Origin of the sequence: Rhodoferax sp. BAB1, from assembly GCF_013334205.1 — a bacterium.
Lineage (GTDB): Bacteria > Pseudomonadota > Gammaproteobacteria > Burkholderiales > Burkholderiaceae_C > Hylemonella.
Genome location: NZ_CP054424.1, coordinates 559,856 through 571,280 on the forward strand (window position 1 = coordinate 559,856; position 11,425 = coordinate 571,280).

At 57.7% G+C, this 11,425-nt stretch carries 10 protein-coding genes; 2 read left to right on the top strand and 8 right to left on the bottom strand.

Going from position 1 to position 11,425, the window contains the following annotated elements; translation table 11 throughout:
• Positions 1–199 precede the first annotated feature (199 nt).
• On the top strand, positions 200–913 hold the full coding sequence (locus HTY51_RS02750; RefSeq protein WP_174251295.1) for a helix-turn-helix transcriptional regulator: 714 nt from the start codon (positions 200–202) through the stop codon (positions 911–913).
• 367 nt (positions 914–1,280) lie between these two features.
• Here HTY51_RS02750 and HTY51_RS02755 read toward each other — a convergent pair whose 3' ends face one another.
• The 5 genes from HTY51_RS02755 to HTY51_RS02775 all read right to left on the bottom strand — a co-directional run bounded on the left by HTY51_RS02755 (position 1,281) and on the right by HTY51_RS02775 (position 7,567).
• On the bottom strand, positions 1,281–2,816 hold the full coding sequence (locus tag HTY51_RS02755; RefSeq protein ID WP_174251296.1) for a TniQ family protein: 1,536 nt from the start codon (positions 2,814–2,816) through the stop codon (positions 1,281–1,283).
• 1 nt (position 2,817) lies between these two features.
• A complete protein-coding gene (locus tag HTY51_RS02760) occupies positions 2,818–3,852 on the bottom strand; it encodes a TniB family NTP-binding protein (protein WP_174251297.1) in 1,035 nt (344 codons plus the stop codon).
• 137 nt (positions 3,853–3,989) lie between these two features.
• Positions 3,990–6,041, bottom strand: a complete 2,052-nt coding sequence (locus tag HTY51_RS02765; protein WP_174251298.1) for a Mu transposase C-terminal domain-containing protein — start codon at positions 6,039–6,041, stop codon at positions 3,990–3,992.
• Complete coding sequence (locus HTY51_RS02770) at positions 6,041–6,712, bottom strand: TnsA endonuclease N-terminal domain-containing protein (protein WP_174251299.1); 672 nt, start codon at positions 6,710–6,712, stop codon at positions 6,041–6,043. The genes HTY51_RS02765 and HTY51_RS02770 overlap by 1 nt, the downstream gene beginning before the upstream one ends.
• A gap of 531 nt (positions 6,713–7,243) precedes the next feature.
• The gene (locus HTY51_RS02775; RefSeq protein WP_156404503.1) at positions 7,244–7,567 is read right to left on the bottom strand and encodes a hypothetical protein; all 324 of its coding nucleotides are present in this window, start codon (positions 7,565–7,567) and stop codon (positions 7,244–7,246) included.
• Positions 7,568–7,605: 38 nt separating this feature from the next.
• On the opposite strand from HTY51_RS02775, the gene HTY51_RS02780 reads away from it, so the two are divergent.
• Positions 7,606–8,385 carry a hypothetical protein gene (locus tag HTY51_RS02780; RefSeq protein WP_174251300.1) on the top strand — a complete coding sequence of 260 codons (780 nt, stop codon included), beginning with the start codon at positions 7,606–7,608 and terminating at the stop codon, positions 8,383–8,385.
• A 382-nt stretch (positions 8,386–8,767) separates the two neighbouring features.
• Here HTY51_RS02780 and HTY51_RS02785 read toward each other — a convergent pair whose 3' ends face one another.
• The 3 genes from HTY51_RS02785 to HTY51_RS02795 form a co-directional block, all read right to left on the bottom strand.
• Positions 8,768–9,061 carry a CopK family periplasmic copper-binding protein gene (locus HTY51_RS02785; RefSeq protein ID WP_174251301.1) on the bottom strand — a complete coding sequence of 98 codons (294 nt, stop codon included), beginning with the start codon at positions 9,059–9,061 and terminating at the stop codon, positions 8,768–8,770.
• Positions 9,062–9,228: 167 nt separating this feature from the next.
• Positions 9,229–10,614, bottom strand: coding sequence for a heavy metal sensor histidine kinase (locus tag HTY51_RS02790; protein WP_174251302.1), 1,386 nt, complete (start codon positions 10,612–10,614; stop codon positions 9,229–9,231).
• On the bottom strand, positions 10,615–11,298 hold the full coding sequence (locus HTY51_RS02795; RefSeq protein WP_057675105.1) for a heavy metal response regulator transcription factor: 684 nt from the start codon (positions 11,296–11,298) through the stop codon (positions 10,615–10,617).
• Positions 11,299–11,425: the final 127 nt, after the last annotated feature.

The window sequence follows — 11,425 nt, forward strand, 5'->3', positions numbered from 1 at the left end:
ATGTACCGGAGATACGACGCACGCAAGCTCAACGGGGCACTCAACTGATCAGCTTCCGCCTATAGGACTGGAAATCCGTCAAATTTCACCAACGAAACTCGACACTTGCTGGAGGTTGCCCTTTATGTCCTAGCTTGGCTGGCCACATTGAAGGGAGCGGAGGCAGACTTCTGGCCCATTTGTCTACTATATTAGGCAAATGAGCACGCCCGACGCCCTCACGGTCTTGGATCTTCAGTTGTTGATGGTGCTGGGAAACCGCCTGCGGCGGCTACGCCAATCTCAAGGACTGGGTACGGTCGAGATGGCCAAGCGCGCCGGGATCTCTCGCATGACCTTAGAAGCCGTCGAGTCAGGTGATCCGACCTCTTCCATTGGGGCCTATCTCCGGATCATGTCGACTCTAGGGTTGGAAGGTGAGTTGGCTCTTCTGGTCGAAGACGCATTGCAGCAGGCGCCGGCAGGATTTGCCGAGAAGCAGACACGGTCGGCAAGCGCCCGCCAGGTTGTGATTTCCGTGGACGAGTCCAGCCATCGCTCCCAAGACCTGCAAAGCCTGGCGCTACATCGGGAGGCCGTTCGGGCGATACAGCGTGATCCGGCCTTGATCACCAAGGCACAAGGTACTTTGGAAAAATGGCTTGCCGCTGATCTCAAATCACGTGCCGCCCCCTTGTGGCAAGAATGGGCTCGAATCATTGAGGCGCGCAATTGGCGCAAGGCACTAGGCCACACCTGCCGGGCACAACAGCTGCGACAGGCGTCGCCACTTCCTACCGTTCTCCCTGATGACATCAGACTGCATGTGCTCGATCAAATGCGGAGCCTGAAGAAAGGTATCGTGCTAGACATCGATGCTCATCCCAAATCCGAAGGCCCTAAAGCAGCGAAGCGACCGGTAAAAAGAAGCTGACTCTGATCCATATGGATCGAGCCGTTTTGCATCCTCGGCTTGCGGCGAAAGCCCTGAGCGAGTTGCGCCAGGTCAGCGCGTTGCGGCAGGCCGGCGATGACACCTACCGCCAGGACCCAAGCTGAGGGAATGTGAGAGATGGATGGACTTCATCTAAACGAATCACATCAATCAGCGTTTGAGTCGCGGATCATAGAGCCACTTGCGGGTTTTCGTCGCGGAGACCCCTGCGGAAAGGGGGTGCACCGGGTTGATCAGCACCACCCGGCTCTCCGGTACCATGACAGATGGCAAGAGGACAACCGGAGAGACGTTTGCCTGCAGCCAACTGCTGAGTCAGCACATTGACCGGATCTGAGTCAACACATCAGTTTTCAATTGGTCTCTCGTGAAGCATGCGATCGAGGTCACTCTTCTTTAGAAGAATCGTGGAAATTTGATCGCCGTTTCGACCAATGGGGTGTACCGAACCAGTAAGAATTGCGGCAAGAAGGCGTCCTTTGATGGACTTGTTTCTCGGGTGTGAGAACTTCAGGAATCGGCCCAAGATCAACAATGCGTTGGAATTGGGAAGTGAATCAGCCGGAAGAAAAGGTGCTTTCTCCAGGAGTTGCTGCCTGACCCGGTCCAGATCTGATCGGAAGTAGCCTGCTCGCTGCAGTCTGGGATTGCGAGCGCCCACATGGCAATTCTCTTTGAGAAACTGCAGCGCGGGGACCGGTATTCCCAAATAGGCGGCAGCCACTCTGGTCTCCAAGACCTCTGATTTGCCTTCTGGTGTGGCAGCGGTTCCCAGGGTACTACGGTCAAAACCATAACGCCGTGAGTCCGTGTGAACATATTCGCATTGGGCAATGACGCCGTTGCGTAGCCATTTGGTGACGGTCCCACAACTGACCCTTAGGGCATCGGCCAAATCCTGTCTATTGAGCAGCTTTCTCCTTTCTACTGTTTGAGCAACGAGACGTGCATCAACTGCTCCTCCATTCCATTCTTTGACGCCAAATTCCAAGAAGGCGTTGCGTATCCAGTCAAGTTCCTGGCGCGGGCGCTTTCCGGTTTTCACAAAATTGTTATAAAAATTGCCATAAAACTTCAGAAAACTTGTCTCATGCGGCAGGCGATGTTCCATCTTGTTCCGCAAATGGCTGAACAAACCATTGGGCCAGTTCGCAAGCAGGTCGGCTGCGGCAGGGATGGATCGTGCTGCGGACGATTTCTCGCAGCTTTCGTTCAACACAAAAGCTCCCAGACGGAATAAATGCGTCATCAGGGATCTCATCGGGAGGTTGATCAGATGATCAATCGGTAGACCCTCAGTCAAATCGCCCAAGGTACCGGGCTCATCATGTAGACGCGCATACACCACCTTCATCAGCTCTACCTCAGCCGAACTTGCTATCTCGAGTGAAACGCTTGCGAGGTCAGACCCGCACTTGCATCTAAGTGGCGCAGGCCTAAACTGTCTCAGCGGTTCTTGGCATGTCGGGCACTGCGTCAAAGCCTTACAGCGGTGAAACGGGCAGGCCGTGGCAATGCGCAAGTCCCAGAAAGTGTCTATGTAACCCGACTCTTTAACGCATAGCGGGCAGAGGCCCTGCAGATCCAATCGAAACGGGCGAGTCATCAAACCGCTCCCGAGATCATGCGTCAATATTCGGTAGGTGGTGTCACCCTGAACGCTGGTGCGTGTGTATGACATCGCCTCAAGCCGTGCCGGGTTCTTGCCCAGAACCGCGGCCAACTTGTGCACGGGTAAGCATGCCGTCTTCATTTCGCCTTGCTGTAGTCCGGCATGGCGATAGATGTGCCATGGCGAATCGTAGGCATTGACCTGAGTGAGCCTGAGCATGTAGCCGAACAGGCTTTCGCGAGGCATGGGATCGGGCGTAACGACCAGCACATCAGCCTCCGAAGACATCGTTGTAGTCGGCACTGACGCTTTTCTTTCTACCGCGTCTGGAGGAGCCGGTTTGGCGCGGCGCCGGTCGACCGACACTCTGGGCCCAGAGAAGAAGCTCTTCCTGGGTGTGTCGTTTCAAGAAGTCCCGCGCATAGGGATTGGGCATGACCGGTCCGGATTGACCTGTGATTGGAGTTTCCCGCTGAATGGACCAGACCGACTGCTTGTGCGCTTCCTGCAGATCCGTCAGCGCCAGGACCTTTTTGCCGGCAACCGACGCATTCCAGACCAGCTGGCGCAGGAACTTGGAGAGAATGCCGACCAGCCCGCCGGTGGAACAGAAGCAGCGAAACGCCATGTCATCGGTCGCTAGGAGAGGGCAATCCAGGACGGTGGCAATCACCTCGTCAAAGGCCTGCAAAATTGCGATGAATTCCTGCCGGTCTTCGTCGACTGTCCAGTTAAAGCGTGGCATCACGATGGGGGCCGCGAAGCGGCCGGCCAGCTGCTCGTTCTGGTCGATAACCGCTTTGCAGGTCGGCAATCCGGCCACCACAAGCGCGCAGCGGCTTTCGTCGGCCAGGATCTTGAGCCAGTCGGCTACATGGTGCATGACCGTCTGGGAACCCTTGTCAAAGAAGTGCTGGAACTCGTCAAGCACCACCATGTTGGTGCTGACCTCTCGCATCAGATGTTTTAGACGGATCGTCTTGGCGTTCTCCGTGCCCGAGGCAAACCGCGGGTCGCCGATGGTGCCCAGCAGCAGTTCCACCAAGCCCTTGACGGTGGGGTGCGAGGGCGTTCTGACCCGCAGGATCGGCATCGAAAGACTCTCTTTCAGTCGGGCTGGCGGATGGCGGTGGCAAAACTCCTCGATGACCCGGCTTTTGCCGGTTCTAGATTCTCCGATCAAGGCAAGGCAAATCGGTTCGCTGGCGCCCGGTGCATACGCGTAGCACTGATCCAGCTTGTTGAGTGCGTGAGTGAATGCCGTGTGGGGCACGAGGATGCTGTCAACGAGGTGTTTGATGTCCATATACGGTGGTGATCTGCGTGTGAAATTGAAGGTATGGATGTGTACGGGCATCCCGCGATTCCCGGCGCAGCAAGATGAGCGAAGCACCGAGGGTTCGCCCGCCTATTGCCCGGAAAATCATTGGGTGCACTTTGCTGTCAGGGGGAAGGACGACGGTCCCGCTGTAGCGGCGCAAATTGCCTGGGTGCGCTGAGCGGGGGCGTGTGCAAGTTCGTTTCGGTATCCGGGCCGCCGGGGACAGCCTTCAGAGGCAAAACGAGAGCCTGAGTTGCGGCGGCGGGGGTGGTCGGTATTGCCGCTTCCTGTGCCTTGCGCGCCGTGGAGCGCGAGCGCGTCCCGGTGCCGGAGCCTTTGGGGGCGGGCGCCTCCTTGTCGCCGGCATGGAGGTAGCGTGCCCCGCGGCTCATCGTTTTTCGGGATTTGCCCAGGCCGAGCCGCTTGCGCACGATCTCGCTGATCTTGCGCTTCGCCTCGCGCCAGCCTGTGTCGTCGTGCAACCCCAGGATGCGCGCGGCATAGCGCCGGATAATCTTGTGCTGCCAGCGACTCAGGCCTTGGGCATAGTCGCCGTTAAGGGCGGGAACCTCGTAGATTTCGCCGTCCGGGCCGATGACGTGAAGACTGCCGATATCTTCATCGTTGTACCGGATGTCCACATCGAGTTGCGCACCGTAGCGCCGGCGCAGATCGGTCATCTCTGGCGAGTTGTAGACGAGGCAGTCGAATTCGATACCTTGGTGGGTCAACTTCCTCTTGTCGGGGCGTCCCAGGAGCGCGTCCAGACGCTTGGGGTCATCGGGCAGGGGAATCTCGTCGGCCGCGATCGAATTCCTCCATGCTGCAGCTGGCGGCGCTTTGAGTATGCGGTGGGGGCGCTGGTGGTAAACGTCGGCGATCCAGCGATGCACGATCTCTTGAATAACACTCAGACTCACGACGGCGTGGCGCGCGGGATCGTATTCCTCGCGCGCCAGGATGCTCTCGAAGGTCGTGCCCGGCGAGATGTGTGCAACCTCCCGGTTCAGGGTGCCCAGGAAACGCTCGATTTTGCCTTTGAGCCACGGGGTCTTGCGCGGCGTGTAGTGAATTTCAACGCCAAAGGCCTCGCACGCGAGCTCCAGCGCGTCGCTGTGGAACTCCTGACCATTGTCCACCACCAGAATGGCCATCACACCATGTGCTTCCCAGGGGTGTCGTATTTCTGGGTAGTGCTGCACCAAGTCCGTTTTGGGTAGGAAGGCGTGGCGCAGACATCTGGCAACAGAGAGATAGCTCGGAGGTTCGAAGCCGATGTAAATGCCTAGGACGCACCGGGTGTGGTTATCTATGCAGGCCGTGACGTATGGTCGCCCCAGGGGCAACCCGCTTTCGTCATCCACCACAATCAAATTGAGGATCGTGTGATCAATTTCCGCACGCTCTAATGGCGCCAGCGTCGTATGGTGCTGCAGTACCGCACGAAACTTGCGCTTGGCATAAGTGTCGCCATGTCGCGCTGCGCATCGATCGTAGGCAGGGATGGCCTCGATGAGGCGTCGCAGCAAGCGACGTGTCGGGCGAGGGAGCTTCAGCTGCTTGGGTCGCAGTTCGTTTTCCTTGTCGGTGGCGGTGATGGCGTGGTTCAGTGTCTCCTCGACGCTTGGCCGCTCAGGCTTCAGATATATCTCGTCGATAGATTGCTCGACAAGGCTCAACAGCTCGTCGGGATAGCGGGGCTTACGGTGAACGCTCTGAGCAAATCCTGGCGCCAGGCTGTGAATGTCCTCCCCGCATGCGTAGTAGCGGTCGTGCCAGCGCAGAACCGAACTCGGGCTGGGCTTGGGGGTGGAGACATTGAGCAACTTGTGGGTCTGCTCCACGGCCCTGGCGAGGACCCGTTTGCTACGAGCCAGGCCTCGGATAGCCAATACATACGCGCGACGGGTTTTGGCGGCGAGCCACTCGATTTCATCAAGAGTGACCGGCCGCCGGCCCCGTTTGAACGTTTGGACAGCTTTGTCGTAGTCCGTTAGAAAAATCAGACGGCCCTCAGCGTACAGACTTTGCAAGTCTGTCTCCGAGAGTTCGGTGATGCGCCGGGTCGTGAACTCCTCGATCTGCCAGGTGGTGGCGGTGACCTTGCGGACCAGATGGTGTTCCCTGCCATCGAGCTGGATGCGCGCGTTGGCGCTGAAAGTGTGTTTGCCCATTACTGATCTCCTTTCGTGCCCGTAGACCAATGCAACAGACTCGATGAGCCAAGTTCTTCTTCCAGGGCGACAGTCACATTGCCCTCCAGAGCGAGTCGACAGGCCAGAGACATTCCCTTTGCACCAAGGGCCCCTGCCCGGATGTCGCCCCAGCGCAGATGGCCGTATTGAGCGAACATGCGCCGTGCCCACTCGCGTTCCTGGGCATCGATGGGTTGCCGACCGTAGCGCGCCAGATACGAGCAGGTTTTCAACCGGGGTTGGAGGGCCAAGTCTTCGGCCAGGAGCAGCCGGTATCGGTAACCAAAGCGCGGCAGCTCCACTTCCATGAGCGCTGTGCGTACTTGCACTTCAGGATCCTGGGCCTGCTTGGCAGGCTTGATTTCCAGAAACTCTTGGTGACTTTCATACTGGACCCACACGTCAGGGAAATGCCGAAAGCTGCGGCCCGCGACCTCGTATTGAATGACCGCGGGCTGCTCTTTGTAAGTGCGTACCCGCGTATCGCAATCGAGCAGGACGAAGGCATTGCGCTCATTCAGCGATTCCCACTGCGTCATGCGGCCGGTTTTCCAGCTCGGCCATTTGCCAGTGCAGAAGGACTTGGAACGGGTGACAACCTTGCGGGCGAGTATGTCCGTTGGCGCTAGGGTGACAGATTGGATGTGCATATGCGAAATCCAGGTTAGGTGAGCTGGGCATAGCCCAGCGAGATCAGGCGTAGGGTGCTGCCCGGACGTTCCGTCATCGCCATCTAGGCAGGATGAAAGTGGAGGTCTTGGCAGTGGGCGGTAGCCAGGGCGGCCATGGGCCGGTCCCGCAGAAGACGCCGCAGCGTGCTTGGCCATCAAGCGGCGCGCGGCGTGCCGACATCGTCCGATGCGGTAGTGATGCTTTCAGGCGGCACTTCTCCCTCATCGGTACTTTTGGACCGTTGACAGAGAAGCAAACCTGGGGGATACTGTAGACATCAAGTCGTTCTTCAACACTTGTGTGCCCACGGCCCGATTCTGCGTCAACAGCTTCGGGCCGTTTTCTTTTTCCCCACGCTGGACAGCTATGAGCTATTGAGCATGGCGGCTCCTTTCATGATTTGACTAAACACGGAAGTGGGCGGTTGAGTTCTTGCCCTGTCCGTCGCGGGTACAAGCGGAGGACTGGCAAGTCACTGGGTAGGGGCGTTCAAAGGAGACACGCAGCCCTCACCCTTGGAACAATCCCGATTCGACCAACAACTTAGCGACGTCCTGGGTCGCCGCGACCCTGCGACGTCCAATGGTGACCAGCTTGAGATCCAGGCGATTGCCGTCGACGGCTCGGCGCAGCGCCGTCGAGCTGGGATATTTCAAGAGGGGAGCCAGCTCCTTGAGCTCGACGAGCTCGCCATAGCGCTCGAGCAGGCGGGAGAACAGATCGGTCGTTTGGGGCACTTTTGATGACGATTCGGGCAGTTGAATGATTTCCGCGGAATGTGCATGAAAACGACCTGAACTGGAAGGGTTAAATTTGGTGTCAAATTTGTCCAAATCACGAATCGCGCATCTCTCACCGCACCCCCTCAGGCATGGCGAACCGCAAGACCACAGAACTCGACCGACTCAGAGCCCAGACCTGGGTCCGGAATCTCTTCCTGGTTGCCGGCGTGAGAGGGCGAAAAAATCTGGAGGAGAAACTCTACGAGCGCGCCGGGCTGCAACGATTCGAGGCGAGCAATCGGCTGGACCGCTATTGCCGAGGGAAGCACAGTGTCCAGATTCCGCGGCGGCCTGGCGGTCGCGGGGATTGGGTTGAATATGGAGAGCTTGCCTATCCAGGATCTGCAGCCTGGTTTGATACGCCGGTCTGGTACCTGCTGGACCCCGGTCCGTTCTACGCGCAGGAGGTACTGGAGTGCGTGAGGCTGCTTCCCCCGCAGTACCTTGAGATCATGCTCAATATAGACATCCCAGGACCCTCCGCAGGACTTGTGCTCCAGGACCTGTGGGAAGACCGGATATACGAGTTGGCGTCCAGGCCATCGGTCTGGTCGCTTGGGGCGCTGGCTTGCGCCCTTCGGCGGGCCGAGTTTGCGGGCCAAGCCGCAGTGTTCCGATTCGCGGTGATCGGCATCTTGTGGACACTGGATCAACTGATTGCGTCAGAGCCTGAGTTGCTGCAGGAGCCGTTGGTCAGATTTCGTCAGCTCGCGGCGGACTATTTCGCGACGTTATTGGTTCCACTAAGCGGCACCTACCGGCTCGGGATCTCGGCGAGGGACTTCGAGAGATTTTCTGACTCTGTTAACAAATTTCTCCTGCGGGAGGCGGAGGTCGAAATGGAGACATGGAATCTCGTCAATGGCTAATCACGCGAGTAAAAGAGGTCTCTGGTATTCCGTGCAATTAAAGTAGATAACACAGACTTGGATTTCATCCAGCATTTCCATGATTTTTGGGGCATTCTTTCGGGTGGCCATGGCCACCGTACTAGTACTGATCTTTGTTTACTACATCTATCAGATGTGTACGGATCGGCTCCGGCGCAGTATGCGTAACCGGAACGAAGACATCGACGCAAGCGTTCGTAGCCGTATATTGCGAAGACCGGATGGACTAGGTCAAAGTTTCGAATGGCAGAGATTCCACGAGCCTTGACAAGATCGTTTGACCATCGCCAAGGCCCGTGAGGCATCGCCCCCCAAAGGAACGAAAGGCACTACCTCAAATGGGGTATGCCTAGATGACAGGTCAGTTCTCGTGACCTTGGCGCAGCTGGAAGTCGAGACGCGCACTTTCGCTGCTGGTCATGACGATCTTCTGACCGTCAGCCGTTTCCAGGACTTGGCCTTTGGGGAGATGGACGACGCGGTCGAACTTGTCGGCCGCAGCCATTTTCCCATCCTTGAAAACGAATACAGTGCCGCCGTCCTTCAGGCGGTAGGTCTTGTCGACATTGTTTGCCAGCGAGTCGGTGGCAAAAGCGGTCGATGCCAGAGTGCTGAGTACGGCGGCAGCGAAGAGCGAGGTGATTCGGGTGTTCATATCAGGTCCTTTCTTGAAATACAGGTGCAATGTCAATCAATGCACTTTGTGCGGATGCACGTTATGTATTCTGTCGATCAGCCCTGACATGAAGATGTGCCGGCGATTACATTTGCGTTAGTTCCAATGCGCCGCTGCCTGAGTAAGGGTATTGTCTGAGTTCTTACTCATGTCAGGCTGACTTTTCTGAACTCCAGAGTAAATCTTGTTCGGCCCTGAGCGGACGAAACTTCGATCTTCCCTCCGTGTGCTTCAACAATTGCGCGCGTGATGGCGAGTCCCAATCCGGTTCCGTCAGAGTCCGGCTGTGCTCGTGATGGATCCGCACGATAGAAGCGGTCAAACAGCCTGGGCATGATTTTCGGATCAATGCCGTCACCCGTGTTCTCCACAGAGACTTGGGTTGAATTTTCGGTATCGCTGATCTCGATGCAGACCTCCCCAGCCATCTTCGTATGCCGCAAGGCGTTGGACAGCAGGTTGCTCACCGCTCTGCGAAACATCAGCCGGTCGCCCAGGATGTTGCCGCTGCCGTGCAGGCTCATGCGTACGTTTTTTTCCTCGGCCACGGCCTCGTAGAAGTCCAGCAAAGCCTGAGCCTCCTGTTCGGCCGAGAAAAGCTCTTTGCTGGGGAGCTGGAGCCCTCTTTCGGTCTTGGCCAGAAAGAGCATGTCGGACACCATGCGTGCCAAGCGCTGGAACTCCTCAGCGTTGGAGGCCAGGATGTCGCGATAGGTGTCGGCATCACGCCGGTTGGACAAGGCCACCTGCGTCTGCGTCAGGAGGTTGCTGATGGGCGTGCGTAGCTCATGCGCCAGGTCGGACGAAAAATCGGACAAGCGCTGGAAATCCTGCTGCAACCGATCCAGCATGTGGTTAAGCTCATTGGCCAGATCGGCCATTTCGATGGGCACGGCTTCGACCTGCATGCGTTGATTGAGCTGCTGGCCACTGACCACCGAGGCTCTCGATTTCATGGCGCGCAGCGGGGCCATGCCCTGGTGAGCGGCGAACCAGCCTGCAAACCCGCTTACCAGGGTGGCGAGCACGGCATAAAGCGCCAGAGTGTGCTGCAGCTGCGCCATGAAATGAGTGTGGTGCTCGGTGTCGATGGCAACCAAGATCAACATTTCAGTAGATTCACCGTGATTGGTCTCTGACCACTGTGCAAGACCGTGGTAAGCGCGCTCTCGACTGCTCCATAGCAGGGATTTTGGGGTGCTCCCGGGTTCGGGGAGTGCCGCCGCATCGGGCAAGTTGAAATCATCCGACTCGAAAAAAACGCGGCCATGCACGTCTTTGATAAGCACATAGAGACCGTGATGATGGTCCAACGCCTCCTTCAATCGAACTTGAGCGTCTTGTGTTGAGCTGGACCTGGCGAGCAACTCTCCAACCAGACGCTGTTTGTCTTGCAAAACAATGTCGTCAAGGTCAATGAAATGACGTTCGGACGCCACCAGAAAAATGACACCCAGGCCCAAAACGATCGCCGCGGAGAGCAGCGTGAAGAACAGGGTGAGACGGGAGGTCAGAGACAGAGACCGAAGCACTCAGGACTCCTCTGGGACTTCCAGCACGTAGCCCATGCCGCGCACCGTCTGGATAAGCTTGACCTCACGGCCCTCGTCGACCTTGACCCGCAACCGCCTCATGGCTACCTCGATGACATTGGTGTCCCCATCGAAGTTCATGTCCCACACCTGGGAGGCGATCAGGGAACGCGGAAGGACCTCGCCCCGGCGACGCATCAGTAACTCCAGCAATCCGAACTCTTTGGCGGTCAGATCGATTTTCCGCCCCCCCCGAGCGACACGGCGACGCAGCAGATCCAGCTCCAGGTCGGCCACCAGCAGGGTGGTTGGCTCTGTGCCACTGCGGCCGCGTCGCAGGATGGTTCGCACCCGGGCGAGCAACTCGGCGAAGGAAAACGGCTTGACCAGATAGTCGTCGGCGCCAAGTTCGAGCCCCTTGATGCGGTCTTCCACCTGGTCACGTGCCGTGAGAAACAACACCGGCATCTGCAGCCCGCGTTTGCGTATGGCCTGAAGGACCTGCCAGCCATCGATGCCAGGCAGCATGACATCCAGGATGACCAGATCGTAGGGCTCTTGGAGGGCTTGGTGCAACCCATCCGTTCCATCTCGCGCCAGATCGACCACAAAACCAGCCTCCCCCAGACCCTGGCGCAGGTACTCCCCAGTTTTGTGCTCGTCTTCAACGATCAATATCTTCACGCATGCACTCCACAGCCGACTGGGCGTCAGTTTGACAAGTTTCTGGCCTTCGTCAGCAAGATTACAGAAATGTAATCCGCAAGTCAGCTTTCTGACGGCGTCGGTTTCTCAGAATCACCCCCTGAAA